Genomic DNA, 18,451 nt, shown 5'->3' on the forward strand with positions numbered 1-18,451 from the left:
CATCGTTAAATCAAAAATTATCACGGGATTCCTCCCAAGAAGTGAAGATAACGGCTATGAACAACTATGCCCAAAGGAGGATGAAAAAATTTTATTCTTCAATCTTTAATTCTCAATTTCTCAACTCAATTTTTATCGGAGATATTTCTATTTTTTACCGAGTTTTTTACTTTTTGGGATTAACGTCTAGGGAAGAGTCCAAAAGACTGATGGATCACATAGATGTGACGAGAATTAGCTCAACTCAGGAATGCATTACTCCCTAAAAGGGTTAGGTGTCTACTTTGCATGTAGAAGATTTTTAAAATTTTAGGAGGTATCGTTGTGAGACGGAAGTTTGCCGCTTTCTCGTTGGTGTTGGGACTGACATTATTTGTAGGAGCCTGTGCTGATCAAGGAAATACTCCTTCAGGAGAAACACAGCCGGGTGCCACACCCAACGGCACGAGTGGCACAGAAGCGCCGAGTGGAACACAAGGCACGGATAGTATGCCTGCACCGGGTGGCGCTGGAGGTTTAGAGTCTCCCAGTACATCGAAGGATTCAGCCTCGCCAGGTAGCACTAATGATTTGCAAACACCTAGCGAATCCGAGGCTACACCATCACCGGGTGCAAGTTAATTCAATTCAATAAATGCCGAGAATTGCCAGGAGAATTCCAAGATATTCTTCTGGCGGTTAGCTGTACTTTTATTCCATTGCTTGAACTCAGGGATTCAGAGAGCATTCTCGTTTATCCATATAGAGGGGACACTCGCTAAAGTAGCTGTGTAGGTACTTCTACGAACCATGAGGATTTTACTGGTAGAGGATGATGAGCGCCTTACTGATGTTATTGCAGAAGACCTCACCGACCAGCATTATGCGATCGAGGTTGCGGCTGATGGACAACTTGGTTGGGAACTCGTCAATAGTTTTACCTATGATTTGATTTTGCTGGATGTGATGCTGCCCAAACTCGATGGGATAACCCTATGTCAGCAACTGCGTTCTCAAGGTTGTGCCGTTCCAATTTTGATGCTGACAGCCAGAGACACGATTACTGACAAGGTGATGGGACTCGATGCGGGAGCGGATGATTATCTGGTTAAACCCTTTAATTTGCAGGAGTTGTCGGCTCGCATTCGAGCTTTACTGCGCCGGGGGAGTTCAACCTTACCACCTGTATTAGAGTGGGACAGTTTACGCCTTGATCCGAGTACCTGTGAAGTCTTTTATGAAGATCGTCCAGTGCCGCTTTCGCCTAAGGAGTATTCTCTGTTGGAGTTTTTTCTGCGTAACCGTCGCCGCGTGTTCAGCCGTGCTCAAATTCTCGAACATCTTTGGTCATTTGAGCGATTACCGGAAGAAGCAACCGTCAAGGCTCACATTCGTGGTTTACGGCAAAAGCTGGAATCGGCAGGAGCTCCGAACGATTTAATTGAGACAGTCTATGGTTTGGGTTATCGCCTCAAGCAGACATCCTGAGAAATACGACTGGGGGAGCGGGAGAGATGTAGCATGAAAAAAAATAGGTAGAACCTGATGTTTCAAGGTCTGCGCTGGCGTCTTTTATTGTCTCAACTGATGGTCATGGCGGCAATTTTAAGCGTCTTCGGTGCAGGAGTATATGTTTTTTTGAGCCGCAATCTTTACCGTCAACTGGACAAAAAACTGTTGACTTTAGCTCAATCGGCAGCTCCCTCGCTTGTACCCGTGAAAGTTAAAGGAAGTCAACATCTTGAGCGCGTGGATGAAGTCCCTTGGCGTGATATTTTCAATCGAGATAAACAAAGTCTGGAATGGTTCAATGCGGAGGGAAAACTACTCGCCAGTCGAGGAGTTTTGGAATTACAGGTTCCGCCCAAAGTCGGTTCCCAGACTCTAACGCGGAGGCAAAAACCACATCAAATTCGGACGTTTACCATTTCCATCTTCAAAGATGGCTCGAACCGAAACCATCCATTTCTAGAAGGCTATATTCGAGCCAGCCAATCTACGGAGGATGTAGACTCCATTCAACAGCAACTGTTGTGGGGAATGGGGATGGGAGGAATGATGACGCTGGGGTTCGTGGCGATGGGTGGACTCTGGCTGACTCAAAATGCGATCGCTCCCATTGAGAAAAGTTTTAAGCAGCTTCAACAGTTTACGGCAGATGCTTCTCATGAGCTACGCGGCCCATTGAGCGTTATCCAGGCATCGGTTGAGGTGATGCGGAATCACCCGGAGCGAATTCATCCCAAGGATGCCAAAAAGTTAGCTTCGATTGCCAGCGCGACGACTCAGATGAGCCATTTAGCCCAAGACTTACTCTTTTTGGCTCGAACCGAAGCCGATGTTGCAACTCCCGCTTGTGAATGGAAACCGATTTCTCTCAATCTCGTGTTGCAGAATTTGGTGGAATTGTTTGAATCCTTTGCTCAAGAGAAGGAGATTACGTTTAAGTATCACAGTCTTGCGATCGCGTCTGTGATGGGGGATGAAGCTCAACTAACTCGTTTAATTTCCAACTTGTTAGAGAATGCCTTCCAATATACGCTTCCTGAAGGTCGAGTGGTGCTGACTCTGGCTAAACACAGTCGTTTTGCCCTTGTCAATGTTCAGGATACGGGTATTGGCATTGATCGCGAACAACTCGCGTTTGTTTTCGATCGCTTCTGGCGTGCTGACAAAGCGCGATCGCACCGAGTGGGGGGTACGGGTTTAGGACTGGCGATCGCCCAAACCATTGCTCATCGTCATGGGGGGAAAATCAGCGTCAGCAGCCAGGTTGGGGTGGGTAGTTGCTTTCAGGTACGTCTACCTTTGTGCAACTAATTCGATCCTCAATCGGTACTTTTGGGGAAATCTCCTGTACCTTATCTAGTTTTTTACTTTTAGAGATTATTCTTAAGCCTAGCCATAGGGGATAGATTACCGAAATGAAAACTCGAACTCAGTTACTATTGGGTCTTCTTGGATTAAGTTGCTTGATTACACTGCCGGTACTCGCCGAGAAGAAACCCGGTCAAGATACATTAAATGGTACTCCGTCATCCATCGAACAAGACGTTCCTGCTACACCCCAGCCAGTTGTTCCAGAAACAGTACAGCCTAATTCTTCTGTTGAGACTGCACCAGCCAGCAGTAACGTGGTAGAAAAAGCAGCGAGCAGTGAAAACTTCCAGACACTCGCTAAAGCCATTAAGGCAGCGGATTTAGCCGAAACTTTAGCAGGAGAGGGGCCATACACCATTTTTGCCCCTACCGATGAAGCCTTTGCGGCGCTACCGCCAGGGATATTGGAACAACTGCTAAAACCCGAAAATCAAGAAATATTGGTGCAACTGCTCAAGTCCCATGTGGTATCGGGTGCCGTCACGAGCAGCCAGATCCAGTCGGGAAATGTTGATACTTTAGCGGGGACACCCGTAGCAATCCAACGGGATAAAGACGGTACTGTTACTATCAACAATGCCAAAGTAACGCAAGCCGACATTCAAGCCAGTAACGGTGTCATTCATGCGATCGACACAGTGATTTTACCCCAAGAAACTCAGTCTCAATCAGAAACAACACCTAAACCCGTGACTCAGAATTAAGTTCCGATTTTCCTGAGTAGAGCAAACAGTTCCAGCCGCCCAGTCACACGACTGGGCTTTTTTGTATTTTTCCTGATTAAGGAGATAATTTAGCTCTTTGGGCACGGTTTTCTTTATACCATAGCGCCACATAGGGTGCCCATTTTTCAAAATGAACAAACAGCAGTTCACAAAATTTTTGAGCTTCAAGTTGGGCATCTTTTTTCCATCTCAGGTCGAGAAGATGCATGAGCGATCGCATGTTGCAACTGAGGACAAAATGCTGTCTAGCATCGAAAGGAATTAAGCCTCTAGCGTGTTCTTCTGATAACCCTTCCTCAATTCGTTTCTTGTAGTGCTGACATGCTTCTAGGCACCATTTCAAGTCTTCAGTGCGTTGTTCTTCCGAATAAAAATAACGCTTTCCTTGACGATTCGTGTAATTACCAACAGGGCGGAGGTAGAAAACTTCTTCTACATTTTGCTTGCCTTCGGCAACATGAATAATTCTCTCACCTGTATAACGAAATGACTGTACATCAAAACTGACACCAACACGATGAGTACGAACTTGTTGCATCATTGAGTGGGGAAAATAGCCAACATTAAAAGTAATTTGTGGATGTTCTATGGGGCCATAGTGTCCCCTTTCCCCCGCTAGTAGATGCTTAACAATCAGTTCCCCACAACGTGACTCATCAGGCCATTTTTCGTGGCTATCCCAGACATACTGTTCTGAATAATCCTGATGCATTGCTGCCCAAACCACTTGTTGGGGATTTGGCGTTGCCGAAATCACATCAATACAAAATTTTTCCATATTGCCCCTGAACCTTATATGGATACTTTCAAACAATAAATGTAACGAACAGTACCTATCCGGCTGTTAATTTAAACTTTAGAAAAGACAACTTGTTCGGGCTGGTCTTGATACTTACCGCGCCGCTTCTCATAACTGACAGAACAAGGTTCTCCTGAGAGAAAGAGCAGTTGAACTACACCTTCATTGGCATAAATTCGACAATCAGCACTCGAAGAATTGGAAAATTCTAAGGTCAAATGACCGCGCCATCCTGCTTCTGCTGGAGTTAAGTTCGCAATTAAACCGACACGAGCATAACTACTTTTACCGATACAAAGAACCGTTATATCTTCAGGAACGGCTAGATGTTCTAAAGCTACCCCAAGCCCATACGAATGAGCGGGTAAAATAAAGTAACTCCCGTTAGCATCGGTGTGTAGCTGAACGGGTTCTAAATTTTCCGGATTGAAGTGTTTGGGGTCAACAACTGTACCGGGAATGTGTCGAAACACTCGAAACTCAACGGGCGATAATCTGACATCATAACCATAGCTACTCGTCCCGTAAGAAAGCACTGGCAGTCCTTCTACACGGCGAACGATGCTGGGTTCAAACGGAGTAATCATTCCCTGAGTTGCCATCTCGGTAATCCAGGTATCGTTCTTAATCATAACTATTGATTTAAAGGTGTTGACTGCGGCGAATTTCTGTGATTTGGTCAGCGACATCGAGAATCGCTTTGGGCATTTGTGGCCCCGTTAAAATAATATCAACGTGACTGGGGCGTTTTTTGAGAAACGCTAGCACCTCATCTTGGGGAATTAAGCCAAAGTTGATGGCTAAGCTAAGTTCATCAAGAACGACTAAAGAGTATTTTCCTGCCAATACTACGCTCTGAGTGTACTGCCATAACTGCTTCAAAGCGCAATGCTCTGACTCGTCCAACTCCGGTGTGTCAATGTAGCGGGGAAGATCGCAACGAATCCAATCGAGGTGCTGTCCTAAACGCACAGGGTGCTCATACCCTTGCCCAATTCCGCCTTTGAGGAACTGAATTACCAGAACGGGGGTACCCTGACCCGCAATTCTTAGGGCTTGGGCGATAACATTGGTAAAAAAGCTGCGGTGGGAGGCGGTAAACACTTGCACCAGTCCCTCAATGTGATAGGGAAGGGGACAAGGAGAATCAATGGTGGTCGCTTCTAACTGGGAAACCATAGTCAACACTTAAGGGGCAACGAATCTCCATAGCTCATCAGAGCGTACTTAAAGAGCCGATGCCGTGAGCAAGATGTAGTGTATTTTTAGGGTAGACTACCTAGTCAAACACCACATCTGTGAGTCCGTCAAGATTCCAATTGTAGCGCTTTCATGAACCTGGGAATGGTGGGAGAATAGCTGGCGTAAGCTTGAATACACGCCTAGTGTGGGAAGTTGTGCAAAATGAATTATCTATAGAATTTTTAAGAATAGCGAAGTAGGAGCTTTTTATTGTGAGACTGGTGATTCTGGGAGGTCCAGGAGCAGGAAAGGGAACACAGGCTCGAAAGTTGTGCCGCCAACTGGCTATCTCTGAGATTTCCACCAGTGATATTTTGCGACGGGCGATCGCATCCCAAAGCGAACTGGGGCGTCAGGCGCAAGTGTATGTGGACAAAGGAGAACTCGTCCCTGATCCCATCGTGATTGAATTTATGCGAAATCGTCTCTTGCAAGACGACGCTAAGGGTAAAGGCTGGTTGCTAGAAGGCTATCCCCGTACCGCCTTTCAGGCAGAGGAGTTGGATTTTTTATTGGATGAGTTAGAGCAACAGTTAGACTGGGCGATTTACCTAGAGGTGCCCCAATCTGTGATGATGAATCGCTGCCTGGAGCGATCGCACACGCTTACCAGTCATCCCAAGGTGAATACCTCAGTAAAAAATTCGCGCCCAGACGATCAGCCTGAAATTGTACAGCGCCGCCTCAATTTATTCTATGAACGAACCCTTCCCATCCTAGAATACTATGGGTATCGCAAGCGGCTGTTGACCATCAACGGAGACCAATTGCCAGAGCAGGTAGAGCAGGAGATTTTGCAAAAACTCCAAATTTAAAGGCTAGGAAAGGGGTGCAGGTTCATTAAGGTTGAATGTTAGCAGCTTAACAACTTACAGGTTAAAAATTTGTAGATTACAAGACTGCTTTGAATCCATCAACCTTTAACCTTCAACCTACCCCTTCGGGGAACGCTACGCGAACAACCTTCAACCTTTCCAAACCTCAACACAAACCGGAGAATAATCATGCCTTGGCAGCGTCCTGACAATCGGCAACCCGACGAGTTACGTCCCATTAGCTTTGAGCGAGACTTTACTCGCTTTGCCCTCAGTTCCGTCTTAACCCGGTGCGGAAACACTCAGGTACTCTGTACTGTGACGCTGCAAGATGGAGTACCCAAGTTTTTGGACGGTACGGGAAGCGGCTGGCTAACGGCTGAGTATAGAATGCTCCCAGGAGCCACCCCCAAACGTCAAGAACGGGAGTTTCTCAAGCTTTCGGGGCGCACTCAGGAAATTCAGCGGCTGATTGGACGCAGTCTAAGAGCATGTCTGGATATGAAAGTTTTAGGAGAACGTACCCTGATAGTGGATGCGGATGTGCTCCAGGCTGATGCGGGTACTCGTACAACTTCGATCACCGGTGGATATGTTGCCCTCGCTGATGCCTTGGATAAGTTAATCAAAAAAGGAGTACTGGAGCGATCGCCACTGTGTAATCAAGTGGCTGCGGTTTCTGTAGGACTCTTGGAGGGAGAACCATTTTTAGACCTCAACTACCTTGAAGATGTCGCGGCTGAAGTAGACTTTAATGTCGTGATGAACGACAAGCTGGGTATTATTGAGGCACAAGGGACAGCAGAAGCCGGCACCTTTAGTCGCCATCAACTCAATCAACTTCTAGACTTCGCAGAAAAGGGAATTAAAGAACTGCTAATTGCTCAGAATCAATCCTTACCCTAGTTATTGCCCTCAAGGATTAAAATTGGGGCTTCTACCTTGAGAAATTTATGATTAATAGTCTTCCCCAGACAGTGAGAGCGGCTTTTAAAACAGCTTACTTAAAAGTCATTGCTGTAATTCTTGTAATTGCCCTCATTGGCTTTCCCACTGTTCATCATTATGGAATTTCTGCCGATGAGGGAACAGAAATAGCGATGGTGAGGAGGAACCTAGAACTCATCACGAAAGGTACGCCGATTCCGGGCGATTTAAAGTATTTTGGCCCCGTCTTTAATGTCACCTCAGAGATAGCTTTTCAAATTCAGCAATTCTTGGTTAAAGGCTTCTCCTATAATCCCCTTGACTATGGAAAAGAGCTTGATAGTGAGCAGTCAAGGCTCAAAGCTTTAGCTGAACGAGCCAGATTCAAGCATTATATGACGTTTTTAGTTTCCCTAATTACCTATGGGGCGGTAGCCGGATTGGTGGGAATTCTATGTGGTGCAGAGTATGCCTGGTTTGGAGCATTAACCTTAGTGTTTTTCCCCCTATTTTGGGGTCATAGTTTTTTCAATCCCAAAGACCCTCCTTTTGCAGCTTTGTTTACGCTGACGACTCTGGCGGGGGCTTACTTAATTAATTATTATCTAACGACTCCAAACCCGCTCAGAGTGGGTAAAAATAAAGCCACTTTATACACTGTTTTATATGGTGCCTTAATCGGTCTGCTCTCTGGGATACGGATTGGCGGATTTCTGGTTTTATTATTTATTTTAGCTACCTATCTAATCCTTCAAATTAGCCAAGGATTCAACCAAAGAAAAATTATTAATTTTGGCTGGTTTTATTTACTGTTATGTATCACTTGGTTTGTTGTTAACACAATTTGCTATCCAGCCTTTTGGTCGAATCCCATTAGTGGATTTTTGGAAATGATTGGCTATTTGTCCCAACATCGGCTCCAAATCCAAGTCTTATTTGATGGGAAGTTTATCCCCATCCAAAAGCTTCCTTGGAATTACTTACCGACTTGGATGTTCATGTCCATCCCTTTGATTTTTCAGCTCGGTTTTGTGGTCGGAATCAGTTTGATAATCGCTAGATATTCCCAATTATCCAATCTTCAAATAGCCTGCGCCCTATTAGTCTTATTCCAAATTTTATTCATGCCGTTACTTGCCATTGTTAAGCATTCTCCTATGTATGATGGAATGCGGCATTTTTTATTTACATTGCCAGGAATTGCAGTGATTTCGGCAACAGCTTTTATTTGGATTTATCAAAAGCTATCTCAGCCAAGTTTTAAGATTATGGCAGCTACGTTCATCACCGTAGTTTATGCGGCAATCGCGTTTGATATGGTGGCCCTACATCCTTATCAATATATTTATGTGAATCGCCTATCGGGTGGTTTGGAAAAAGTTCGCGATCGCTACGATACTGAATACTGGGGCTTGAGTTTACGTGAAGGCATGGAGTGGATTAACGAAAATGCTAAACCTGGCTCCACTGTTTTAGTCGGTGGTTTTATCTACTCGGCTCAATTATTTGCTCAGCCAAGTGTGAAAGTGATGGGGTACAACGAATCAACAGCAGCAGAAACACCCAAACCCTATTACTATTTAGCGTGGCCTCGGTGGGATGCTCAAAGTAAGTTACCGGATTGTCCAGTCGTTCATCAGGTGACACGCCTAAGCGTACCTTTATCCATTATTAAACGCTGTCAGTAATCTGACTTTAACTAAATTTATTACTCTACTAAGACTTCGTCCATAACTACTTCAATCTTAGAAAAAATTAATGGCTCTGAAACATTTCATTAATCGCAGCCTGCAACTCTTAACTACAGCGCCATTTTTAGCTCCAAATGTACTACAACAGCCATCTGTTCGTACTCCCATAGCCATTAGTTTAGGCGCGATCGCAGGTGCTCTCTCGCGTTACTATCTCACCTTATGGTTTGCCCAACGCTTTGGCACAGCGTTTCCCTATGGCACCTTTTTCATTAATCTTACTGGCTGCTTTGCCATGGGGTTCTTCGTCACCTTGGCTTTAGAACACGTAGCAATAATTCCTCCAGAAATTCGTTTAATGGTCACAACTGGCTTTTTGGGCGCTTACACGACGTTCTCAACTTATGGGTTAGAAAGTCTTACTTTACTGCGTGAGCGCAATTTTTCTGCTTTCAGTTTTTACTGGGTTGGTAGTGCCATACTCGGAGTTATCAGTGTTCAGTTCGGCATCATCCTCGCCCACTTCGGAAAATGACTACTGCATTTCATCCTCATCTCATTTTTGTGTGTCGACCACGCCTTTAACTCTAAGGGTTGCAACATCTATTTCTTCTCATTTTCTTCAATGTTGACCCGATTGCAGTGTTGAACGGTGTAAGCCTCTAAGCGTTCAGGCACTTCGTATTGCTGACCGGTAAAGGGTTGACTATAGTAACCCTCCTCAAAGCCACGAGCAAATTCGCCCCCTACTGTTCGAGGTTTATACGCTTCGTTTTTGCGAGCGCTTTCTTGGCCTTCCCGATAACCATCTCTGTAAGCACTGGGATGATCGGCAGCATCCCTAACAACTCGCAATTGTTGGACGGGAACACAGACAGTTGTCTTTTTCGGTTTAGCTTGAGCTATTGAACAGAAGCATGACGATACAGATGCAATAGCTAAAGTAAACAGAGTAGCCCTGACTATCTTACTCATTGCTTTTGTGTGATCGCTGTTTCTCGTTTTTCTATCTCTGACTTAAGCCAGCTTATGCAGTTGGCTTAAGAGTAGGTTTACCTTAGTTTGTTGTACAGAGTACCTTAAGTATGTTTTTATCAGACAAAAGGGAATTTATCTAGTGGTTGGAAAGAGAGCCGAATTACTGCGCTAGAATTTCCAAGCGGTAAAGCAAGCAATTATTAACGAACGCACAAAAAGGTCAACTGGCATCACCAATCAAAGTAAATGCTGCCCAGTCTTTAGGGTTAGGGTGCTGCTTCATGGTCGCGAGTATGGCTTGACGCAGCGATTGGGCTTTATCAGGATTTTGCTGCCACTGACGATAAAACTCAGTCATCAAAAAAGCTGTAGGAGCATCCGGTACTGACCACAGGGACACAATTACACTGGGAACTCCCGCGCTAATAAAAGAGCGAGATAGACCAACCACGCCATCGCCCGTGATGTTACCTCTGCCCGTATCACATGCACTTAAGACTACTAACTCGGCGTTGAGTTCCATATCTAGTATTTCGTCGGACGTAAGCAAACCGTCATTCAGCCGATTTGCTCTTTTTGGAGCAAGTGCGATCGCGCCCGGTACGCCGAACTGCTTAAAATCATCCAGTAGCCCGTGAGTTGCTAGATGAATAATCCTCGCTTTAGTCATCTGTTGCCTGACTGTTGTTTCACTAGCAGAGTTACCCGTAAGCGCCGTGGTATTGAGCAGTTGGGCAATTGCTAAAGCTTCTTGTTCCGCACCTGGTAGCGGCGATAATTCTATCTGTTCTCCAGACAGGTTCATGATGTTGCTGGGCATCATGGGATTACCGACTACCACTACATTGGTTCCCGATACATTTTGCCGTTTTTCCTGCGTTAGCTGTAGCACCTGAATGGCTGGTGCGGTCAAAATGGTGTGCTTTTCAATCAGGTATTTGCCTTCTTTGTCTTGTAAGGCGGGGAAGGGAACAAGGAACAGCTCGCCTTGAGGAATAAAAATGACGTGGGCATTGGGATCAGTGGGCAAGGATTGAGTGATGGGTTCGATTAGCAGTTTGTGGAGTTGCTGTAATTTTTCGCTTTGAGTTGCTGTATTGTTTGTTGGTTGTACACCCAGGCCACGTCCTCTGACACCGATAGAATCACGGCTGTTAGTAACCAGGTCTTTTAATGATGTATTCAAAGATTTAAGATCAACCTGCTTAAATGCCACATCACCTGTAGGATTGATTACCCATATGTAGAGTATCTGATTCGCCATCAGTGAATACTCAACGAGTGTGGCATTCTGAACCCCTGCAATTTGCTGGATTTCTTTGATTGTTAGAGATTTGATCGTGGGTCGAGTCTTGGGATTGTTAGATTGTCGCTGTGCTAATAAATCTATAAATGCTCTTGCTCTCCCCCGTTCGGCAACTTCTAGAGCAGAATCAGTTTTACCCTGGGCAACCAAAGCCTGTTGCAGTTGTTGGTAGTTGTCGATATTAGTGTCAAAGAATGAGATATTATCAGCGTCAGTTAATCTGAATCGCAAAAACTCCCAAATCTCAATCGCAGCAAGTAGGGCTTTTTCTGCATCGGCATATTGACCCAAAGTGTTGTAAACAGCTCCCATTCTGCTGAATGTCTGCCCTTCCCCTATTTTGTCCTGCACTTGTTGGCAAATAGCCAAGGCTTGCTCGTGGTACTTCAAAGCTTGGGCATACTGCCCCTGATGGTAGTAAATTAACCCAATTTGGTTGAGAGTGGCTCTTTGTCCCCTCTTGTCGTCTTCCGTTTTGAAAATGCTCCAAGCTTGCTCCAGTAACTTTAACGCTTGGGGAAACTGTCCTAGTTGGCGGTAAGTTGTCCCAAAGTTATGGAGAATTATCCCTTGCGTCACCGTGTTGTTCTTTTCTTTGGCAATAAATAAAGCTTGTTCGTAGTACTTTAAGGCTTGAGGATACTGTCCCAGTCGGAGGTAAACTGTTCCAATGTTGTTGAAAGCTACTCCTTCCCCTGCCTTGTTACGCACTTTTTGGTTAATGACTAAGGCTTGCTCGTAGTATTTCAAAGCTTGGGCATACTGTCCCAGACTATCGTAAACTAGCCCAATTCTATTCAGAGCTTCTCCTTCGAGTTGACTCCAACCCTTTTTTCTGGCGATCGCTAAGATGCGCTGAAGCGTCTCTAACGCCGACCGAAACTGACCCCTTTTAAACTGCCGATTAAGCATCAGGCTTAACTGTGTCACCTGGTTGGCTAATTGTTGTTGGTCTGGAGTTATTTGTGCTTGTGCAGATATACCAGAGATTCCTAAAGTTAAGTCCCCCATTTGTAAAGCAGAACTCCAGGAGAGGAACAGGGTGGCGCTGATAAGGCTGAGACGGCGAAGATGCATGGGTAGAGTTTTTGATCGAGAACCTGACTTTTGCTTTCCCTTCACAATATCGGAACGAGTGTTGAATTTAGATACTTGACAAGGCTTGGTGCTTTCAATGGTTAATCCAACATTGACAACTGATGTTTTAGTGGTCGGGGGTGGTACGGGTGGTACTGCGGCTGCCATCCAAGCGGCACGTAGAGGCGTCCGAACCATCCTCGTGAGTGAGTTCTCTTGGTTAGGGGGAATGCTCACTTCTGCGGGCGTTGCAGCACCCGATGGGAATGAGCTAGCCGCCTTCCAAACCGGCCTTTGGGGTGCCTTCCTGCAAGAACTGCGGCATCGGCAGACAGGGGGGTTAGATAATAGTTGGGTGAGTATGTTTTCTTACGATCCCCGCATTGGAGCCAAGATATTCGCTGATTGGGTGCAGCAACTCCCTAACCTGAAATGGATTGCCAGACAAATCCCTTTAGAAGTTTTGCAACAAGGTAACTGCATTACAGGTGTTCGCTTCGCCGATTTCACCGTCCACGCCAAGATTACCCTGGACGGAACGGAACTGGGAGACTTGTTGGCATTGGCACAAGTGCCCCATCGCTGGGGTTGGGACTTGCGATCTGCCCAAGGCGGCAGCGCTTCGCTATCGCAGTTTGGAGAACCTAGTGCCCCCATCTCTCCTAATGAGTTAACTCAGCGATATCCAGTGCAGGCTCCAACTTGGGTGGTTATCCTCAAAGATTTTGGAACTGCCGAGGTTGCCCCAGAAATTCCCCTCCCACCTCATTACACTCCTGAGCTGTTTGCAGGTGCTTGGGATAACTACGGTGCAGAGGTGTTTATGAATTACGGGCGTTTACCTGGGGATTTATTTATGATCAACTGGCCCCTACATGGCAATGATTATGGTGAAGGTGTGGGGCGTTTAGTTGAATTTCCAGAACAGCGACAGCAATTTCTACAGGAAGCCCTTTGGCACACACAGGGTTTTGCCCATTTTATTCAAACTCAACTAGGGCATCGTTATGGCTTAGCTGACAGCATCTTTCCCGACGCTGCCTTGGGCGGGGGGGCTTATGCGCTACATCCCTACTACCGCGAAAGTCGACGCCTCCAGGGACTAGTTACAGTGCGGGAACAAGATATTTTACCCGTTGCTGGGGGGCGAGTGGCAGCTTTACCACTCGATGAAACAGGCAGTGCGATCGCTTCGCGCTGCCCCCTTGGGGCAATCGCCTCTGGCGCTGCGGGTAGCGCAATCACTTCCATCGCTGTGGGAAACTACCCCAATGACCACCATTACCCCGGTGTCAATTTCTCCTTAAAACCAAAATCGCTCCGTTGGGGAGGACGCTGGACGGGCACACCGTTTACGATTCCCTATGGGTCATTAATCCCTATAGCAACAGATGGTCTTTTAGCTTGTGATAAAAATATTTCCGTATCTCACATTGCCAATGGAGCAACCCGGTTACAACCCGTCGTGATGAACCTGGGACAAGCCGCAGGGATGGCAGCATCATTGTGCATTGAACGGGGATGTCAGCCGAGAGATTTACCCGTCAGGTGTCTCCAAGAAGCCTTATTACAAGACTCTGTTGCTCCTGCGGCGATAATTCCTCTGTTCAATTTGCCAGCTAACCATCCAGACTGGCTGTATTGGCAGCGCTACTACCTGGATCACCCAGAAGACTATCCGGCAACGGGGAATGTCAGTGTTCAAAAGTTGAGGGGTGAAAGGTTGAATATTACCAGTCGGAAAGAGCCACTAAAATCTTCAACCTTTACTGGCTATTTCCAACGCCGTGAACAGCAGGAATACAGCCTGACTCTGACTGAGCCAGGGGTTCACACGGGTCAGACTTGGATGCTAATTACGCTAGAACCAGAGGTTGATGAGCAACTTCAGGCTTGTACAGACCAGCAACGGCTCACGGTTTGGGGGCGTCTTAATCATTCAGGTGGCTGGTTAGTTGTGGAAAAGATGGAGTCCGTGTAATACCTACGTAAAACACCGAATTGTACCACCAATTCCCTAAATATCCAATAAATTGCCACGAAAGTTTTTCCTGACGCCCTCGTAGGAACCCCGTATCAGGTAGTAGAAATCCCGATACGGACATCTGCTATGAGCATTTACACCTGTATTTCCAATCAACTCATCTCAGTTGACACCCAAAAATACAACGACAAGTCTCCCCATCGCGGGAGTGGGCGCTAATGTTTAAATGGCATCCGGCTGGTTTTGGGAAAAATGATGCCAACAGCAAACCGTTGAGACTAGATGCTGGAGTTTTGCGTCATGTTACTGTCGGGTAGCCACGCAAAGATTCTAGCAGCTTGTCTTGGCGGCAAATCGAGACACTTTAGTCTTTATTATCCCACCAGCCTAAAATTTAGCAAAAATATTCTCGATCTTCAACAATATGCGGCAGGATTCCTGGCTTACACGCGCAGTGTTAAGTGTGGGAGGAATGCCGTTCTCCAGCTTTTGTCAGTCGTTTGATGTAGCCCTAAATCACCAAGGGACCCCAATCGCTCACCACCCTAGAGGCAAGCCAACAGCCGCCACACGCCTCAACGGGAGTTTTTCCTGACCCTATAGTCTTAAGCCCGTATCAGTGAGTAGACACTCTGATACGGGCTTGCCCTATGCGTAGTTCCTCTTTGTTCATTTTTTTGTTAAGTTTTTTAACAGTTTCACTATCTCTTGATTCTTGGCTGATGGCCTCCGGTTCAACGGCTCTCTTAGAATCGGCTCATGCGACTCAACTGCTAGCCGCTCAAACCCAAACTCACGGGAACCCACGTCCTGAGCCTGGTAGCAAACGCCGGAGCTTCTACCAATTACAGGAAACTGAGATTCTTCGGTTATTATAAAGTTTCCACACAAGAGCTTCATCCCGCAGATTTCCTCTGATGGTGAAGAAATTCTTCTACTTACCCGATTTCTCTTGAGTTTTCTATAATTAGAGAGAAATTAGCTTTTAACATAACATTAGGGTGCTTTGAGTAAGCGCATGTTCTACAGTCGTGAGTTGAACTCACTGCTCAGGTGAAATGGTGAGACAAATCACTCAGGAACAAAAATTTTTTATCCATGCGATATGACCGCCCCTAAGATGATGAACCAAGTCGATCTGATCAAAAGCCTTAGCCCCAGCGCCATGGATCAGATTATGCTATATCTGGCTTTCAGCGCGATGAGAACCAGCGGACACCGACACGGGGCTTTTCTAGACGCCGCTGCAACCGCTGCTAAATGCGCGATCTACATGACCTATTTGGAGCAGGGTGAAAATACCCGGATGACGGGTCATTTGCACCACATTGAGCCAAAACGGGTCAAAGTGATTGTTGAGGAAGTCCGGCAAGCCTTATCAGAAGGGAAGCTGTTGAAGATGCTGGGTTCTCAGGAACCTCGTTATCTGATTCAATTTCCCTACGTCTGGATGGAACACTATCCCTGGCAACCAGGGCGATCGCGCATCTCTGGTACCAGTCTCAACGCTGAAGAAAAGCGATACATTTCGGAAAAACTGCCGGATAACCTGCCAGATGCTCAGGTGATCAACTCCCTTCAGTTTTTGGAGTTGATTGAATTTCTGCACAGTCGCTCTCAGGAAGAATTTGAAAAAGAGCGGCGTGTGCCTTTAAGTGAAGCGATGGCGGAACACATCAAGCGCCGTTTGCTGTACTCCGGTACAGTCACGCGCATTGATTGCCCTTGGGGATTACCGTACTACGCCTTGACCGGTGCGTCTTATTCGCCAGCCGATGGCAAAGAACGCACCTACACCATGGTCGAGGATACGGCGCGGTACTTCCGATTAATGAGAGATTGGGCAGAGCGTCAGCCGAAAGTGATGCGAGTGTTGGAAGAATTAGATATTCCGCCAGAGAACCTGAACCAAGCGATGCAAGAACTTGATGAAGTGATTCGCGCTTGGGCCGATAGGCATCACCGTGCCGATGGTGAGCCAATGGTGCTACAGATGGTTTTTGGCCCGAAAGTGGACTAGAGGTGAAAAGAAGGGTTGAATGTTGAAACTTGGGAAGATAATCTGTAATCTCCTCAAAAGTGCAACATCAATAACAACATTCAAACCTTCAACCTTCAACCTTCAAACCTTCAAACCTTCAACCCAAGCTGTACCAGCGCCCTGCTAAAACCAGCAGCACTGCTACGATCGCACCAATCAGGGTATTGATAAAATTCACCACTTCATTCGTCATCCAGTCAAATTTGGATTGAAGGGTTGCCCCAATTAAGCTCTCTACGTTGGTGGCGATGAAGGCAGATATTACACAAAATAAGACATCTGTCAAGGAAATCAGATTCACCCCCCAACCGATGAAGGCGATCGCAATTGAACCCACGACACCGGCGATCGTTCCTTCCAAGCTAATTGCCCCCTCAGTCCCCCGCGCCACAGGCTGTAAGGTAGTGATGAGAAACGTTCGTTTTCCGTAGGCTTTGCCCACCTCACTACCACAAGTATCCGAGAGCTTAGTGGCAAAACTGGCGACATAGCCCAGAAGCAACAAACTCCGATAAGGCGGCGCAACCAATAACGTGCCTAAGGCACAGAGTGCCCCAGTCAGAGCAGAACCCCAGACATTTTCCGGCCCTCTGGCACCCGATCGCTTCTCCGCAATGCCTGCGGCTTCCTTTTGCTCCATCCCGATGCGGGTAACAGCAGAGCCGACGAGGAAGTAAAACATCACAACCACATAGCCCTGCCAACCTAAAGTTCCCCAGATGAGAACACCGAGCAGCCACGCGTGAAATATCCCGGCTGGAGTGAGTAACTTCTTTGGGGCAATCCAGACAATCGCCAGTAAAACCGTGTTCAAGCCAACCGCAACCAGCCAAGGAGTGAAAGAAGTAGTAAAAAGCATCACAAATTTGTGAGGGACATCTTATTGTGATTTTAGAGTTAAGAACACTCAGACAAAATCTAAATCTAAAATCAGTATGTAAGCAACCCACGGCTAAAAGCGCGTGCGCTTCAGCCCGGATCAAGCCAATCTAAACAAGGGCAACACTTCGGCAAGGATCAGTGTCCATTGCCCTTCTAATAGACAAGCTATCCCTGGACTTCCGGGGAGGCTTACAGCTCCCCCAAGAGCGGCAATTAATATTGCCGCATTTATATCAGCATCATGTTCAAATCCACAATGCCCACACTTAAATTTCTTCCCGTTCCGATACGACTTCCCCTTTTCAGGGTGAACGTGTCGGCAACGCGAACAGGTTTGGCTTGTGTAAGCAGGGGGGACAAACACAACTGGAACTCCGGCAATTGCAGCTTTGTACTTTACGAATATCCTGAGTTGATAAAAAGCCCAGTTATTCGTTCTACGCCGCTCAGTTTTGCTGCGTGGTTTTTGGTTGAGGCTATCCCTGATTCCGGTCAAATCCTCAAACGCCAATGCAGCATCAGATTGCTTTGCCTCAGTTACCAGTTGCTTACTGATGTCGTGGTTCAGCCACTTCTGAAAGCGACGTTCTCTCCCAGAAAGCCTTCTCAGCAACCGTCTAGAGTTGCGAGTGCGTTTGGATTGAACGTTTGCTCTGACTCTACTAAATTTGTCTCTAACAGACTGGATGTGTTCACCACTCCAGGATTTACCTGTAGAGGTGGTAGCAATATCTTTGCGACCAAGATCGACTCCAATCACTTTGGGTGTTTTACCCGTTGGTGGGGTGTCTATCTCAACCACAAAGTTGATGTAATAATCGCCCTTCTTAGACTTATTCAGTGTTGCACTGGTGAGGTTTTGCCCTCTGAGCAGCGCAATCTGATATCCACCGATGGACAGCTTAAAATCAACCCGTCCACACTTCAAGGTCACGCCCACAGTTTGCTCGGATTCCACATATTTAAAAGTGCGGACATCCAAGCTAATGGAAGTGGGTCTGAACTTGTGGATTTGCTTGACTGCTTTGGCATTACCAATTACTCGCCGGATAGCCTGACAAACATGATTGGCTTTCAGTCCTGTAACTTCACGAACGGGCTTATAAACTTTGTGGTGAAGTTTGG

The 18,451-nt window shown here is 46.4% G+C and carries 18 protein-coding genes; 11 read left to right on the forward strand and 7 right to left on the reverse strand.

All coding sequences use genetic code 11. From position 1 onward, the window contains the following. Positions 1-324: 324 nt before the first annotated feature. The 4 genes from NDI48_18850 to NDI48_18865 all read left to right on the forward strand — a co-directional run bounded on the left by NDI48_18850 (position 325) and on the right by NDI48_18865 (position 3,563). Positions 325-621 (forward strand): hypothetical protein, encoded by a 297-nt coding sequence (locus NDI48_18850; protein ID MEP0833232.1) that lies wholly within the window; start codon positions 325-327, stop codon positions 619-621. Positions 622-789: 168 nt separating this feature from the next. Beyond that, a complete protein-coding gene (locus NDI48_18855) occupies positions 790-1,467 on the forward strand; it encodes a response regulator transcription factor (protein ID MEP0833233.1) in 678 nt (225 codons plus the stop codon). 57 nt (positions 1,468-1,524) lie between these two features. Then, positions 1,525-2,799 carry a HAMP domain-containing histidine kinase gene (locus tag NDI48_18860; protein MEP0833234.1) on the forward strand — a complete coding sequence of 425 codons (1,275 nt, stop codon included), beginning with the start codon at positions 1,525-1,527 and terminating at the stop codon, positions 2,797-2,799. Between the two features lie 104 nt (positions 2,800-2,903). Then, positions 2,904-3,563, forward strand: a complete 660-nt coding sequence (locus tag NDI48_18865; protein MEP0833235.1) for a fasciclin domain-containing protein — start codon at positions 2,904-2,906, stop codon at positions 3,561-3,563. A 76-nt stretch (positions 3,564-3,639) separates the two neighbouring features. Here the strand turns inward: NDI48_18865 and thyX are convergent, their stop codons facing one another. The 3 genes from thyX to NDI48_18880 form a co-directional block, all read right to left on the reverse strand. After that, entirely contained in the window at positions 3,640-4,362 is a 723-nt protein-coding gene (gene thyX, locus NDI48_18870) for an FAD-dependent thymidylate synthase (protein ID MEP0833236.1), read from the reverse strand. Between the two features lie 71 nt (positions 4,363-4,433). Next, positions 4,434-5,015 carry a dCTP deaminase gene (gene dcd / locus NDI48_18875; GenBank protein ID MEP0833237.1) on the reverse strand — a complete coding sequence of 194 codons (582 nt, stop codon included), beginning with the start codon at positions 5,013-5,015 and terminating at the stop codon, positions 4,434-4,436. A gap of 10 nt (positions 5,016-5,025) precedes the next feature. Continuing rightward, on the reverse strand, positions 5,026-5,562 hold the full coding sequence (locus NDI48_18880; GenBank protein ID MEP0833238.1) for a P-loop NTPase family protein: 537 nt from the start codon (positions 5,560-5,562) through the stop codon (positions 5,026-5,028). 275 nt (positions 5,563-5,837) lie between these two features. On the opposite strand from NDI48_18880, the gene NDI48_18885 reads away from it, so the two are divergent. The 4 genes from NDI48_18885 (at position 5,838) to crcB (ending at position 9,593) form a co-directional block, all read left to right on the forward strand. Then, positions 5,838-6,440 (forward strand): adenylate kinase, encoded by a 603-nt coding sequence (locus NDI48_18885; protein ID MEP0833239.1) that lies wholly within the window; start codon positions 5,838-5,840, stop codon positions 6,438-6,440. 189 nt (positions 6,441-6,629) lie between these two features. After that, the gene (gene rph / locus NDI48_18890; GenBank protein ID MEP0833240.1) at positions 6,630-7,346 is read left to right on the forward strand and encodes a ribonuclease PH; all 717 of its coding nucleotides are present in this window, start codon (positions 6,630-6,632) and stop codon (positions 7,344-7,346) included. 47 nt (positions 7,347-7,393) lie between these two features. Continuing rightward, positions 7,394-9,055, forward strand: coding sequence for a hypothetical protein (locus NDI48_18895; GenBank protein ID MEP0833241.1), 1,662 nt, complete (start codon positions 7,394-7,396; stop codon positions 9,053-9,055). A gap of 70 nt (positions 9,056-9,125) precedes the next feature. Beyond that, the gene (gene crcB, locus NDI48_18900; protein ID MEP0833242.1) at positions 9,126-9,593 is read left to right on the forward strand and encodes a fluoride efflux transporter CrcB; all 468 of its coding nucleotides are present in this window, start codon (positions 9,126-9,128) and stop codon (positions 9,591-9,593) included. Between the two features lie 68 nt (positions 9,594-9,661). Here the strand turns inward: crcB and NDI48_18905 are convergent, their stop codons facing one another. Then, positions 9,662-10,033, reverse strand: coding sequence for a hypothetical protein (locus tag NDI48_18905; protein MEP0833243.1), 372 nt, complete (start codon positions 10,031-10,033; stop codon positions 9,662-9,664). Positions 10,034-10,256: 223 nt separating this feature from the next. Then, positions 10,257-12,419 carry a CHAT domain-containing tetratricopeptide repeat protein gene (locus NDI48_18910; protein ID MEP0833244.1) on the reverse strand — a complete coding sequence of 721 codons (2,163 nt, stop codon included), beginning with the start codon at positions 12,417-12,419 and terminating at the stop codon, positions 10,257-10,259. Positions 12,420-12,516: 97 nt separating this feature from the next. Between NDI48_18910 and NDI48_18915 the strand changes: the two genes are divergently transcribed. From NDI48_18915 to hetR, 3 genes are all read left to right on the forward strand, one after another. Continuing rightward, complete coding sequence (locus NDI48_18915) at positions 12,517-14,400, forward strand: FAD-dependent oxidoreductase (protein ID MEP0833245.1); 1,884 nt, start codon at positions 12,517-12,519, stop codon at positions 14,398-14,400. A gap of 653 nt (positions 14,401-15,053) precedes the next feature. Beyond that, positions 15,054-15,281, forward strand: a complete 228-nt coding sequence (locus tag NDI48_18920; GenBank protein ID MEP0833246.1) for a hypothetical protein — start codon at positions 15,054-15,056, stop codon at positions 15,279-15,281. Positions 15,282-15,523: 242 nt separating this feature from the next. Further along, the gene (gene hetR / locus NDI48_18925) at positions 15,524-16,423 is read left to right on the forward strand and encodes a heterocyst differentiation master regulator HetR (GenBank protein ID MEP0833247.1); all 900 of its coding nucleotides are present in this window, start codon (positions 15,524-15,526) and stop codon (positions 16,421-16,423) included. 118 nt (positions 16,424-16,541) lie between these two features. Here hetR and NDI48_18930 read toward each other — a convergent pair whose 3' ends face one another. Together NDI48_18930 and NDI48_18935 are read right to left on the reverse strand one after the other, a co-directional pair. Further along, positions 16,542-17,303: a TIGR00297 family protein gene (locus NDI48_18930; GenBank protein ID MEP0833248.1), complete on the reverse strand. Its 762-nt coding sequence runs from the start codon at positions 17,301-17,303 to the stop codon at positions 16,542-16,544. A 120-nt stretch (positions 17,304-17,423) separates the two neighbouring features. Beyond that, positions 17,424-18,404 (reverse strand): RNA-guided endonuclease TnpB family protein, encoded by a 981-nt coding sequence (locus NDI48_18935; protein ID MEP0833249.1) that lies wholly within the window; start codon positions 18,402-18,404, stop codon positions 17,424-17,426. Positions 18,405-18,451 lie beyond the last annotated feature (47 nt).

Source organism: Microcoleus sp. AS-A8 (assembly GCA_039962225.1).
GTDB lineage: Bacteria > Cyanobacteriota > Cyanobacteriia > Cyanobacteriales > Coleofasciculaceae > Allocoleopsis.

Coding starts and splice junctions, on each gene's coding strand:
- NDI48_18895 (MEP0833241.1), top strand. CDS start 7,394: ATGATTAATAGTCTTCCCCAGACAGTGAGAGCGGCTTTTAAAACAGCT.
- NDI48_18905 (MEP0833243.1), bottom strand. CDS start 10,033: ATGAGTAAGATAGTCAGGGCTACTCTGTTTACTTTAGCTATTGCATCT.
- NDI48_18915 (MEP0833245.1), top strand. CDS start 12,517: ATGGTTAATCCAACATTGACAACTGATGTTTTAGTGGTCGGGGGTGGT.
- crcB (MEP0833242.1), top strand. CDS start 9,126: ATGGCTCTGAAACATTTCATTAATCGCAGCCTGCAACTCTTAACTACA.
- rph (MEP0833240.1), top strand. CDS start 6,630: ATGCCTTGGCAGCGTCCTGACAATCGGCAACCCGACGAGTTACGTCCC.
- NDI48_18865 (MEP0833235.1), top strand. CDS start 2,904: ATGAAAACTCGAACTCAGTTACTATTGGGTCTTCTTGGATTAAGTTGC.
- NDI48_18855 (MEP0833233.1), top strand. CDS start 790: ATGAGGATTTTACTGGTAGAGGATGATGAGCGCCTTACTGATGTTATT.
- hetR (MEP0833247.1), top strand. CDS start 15,524: ATGATGAACCAAGTCGATCTGATCAAAAGCCTTAGCCCCAGCGCCATG.
- NDI48_18920 (MEP0833246.1), top strand. CDS start 15,054: ATGCGTAGTTCCTCTTTGTTCATTTTTTTGTTAAGTTTTTTAACAGTT.
- thyX (MEP0833236.1), bottom strand. CDS start 4,362: ATGGAAAAATTTTGTATTGATGTGATTTCGGCAACGCCAAATCCCCAA.
- dcd (MEP0833237.1), bottom strand. CDS start 5,015: ATGATTAAGAACGATACCTGGATTACCGAGATGGCAACTCAGGGAATG.
- NDI48_18860 (MEP0833234.1), top strand. CDS start 1,525: ATGTTTCAAGGTCTGCGCTGGCGTCTTTTATTGTCTCAACTGATGGTC.
- NDI48_18930 (MEP0833248.1), bottom strand. CDS start 17,303: ATGCTTTTTACTACTTCTTTCACTCCTTGGCTGGTTGCGGTTGGCTTG.
- NDI48_18880 (MEP0833238.1), bottom strand. CDS start 5,562: ATGGTTTCCCAGTTAGAAGCGACCACCATTGATTCTCCTTGTCCCCTT.
- NDI48_18910 (MEP0833244.1), bottom strand. CDS start 12,419: ATGCATCTTCGCCGTCTCAGCCTTATCAGCGCCACCCTGTTCCTCTCC.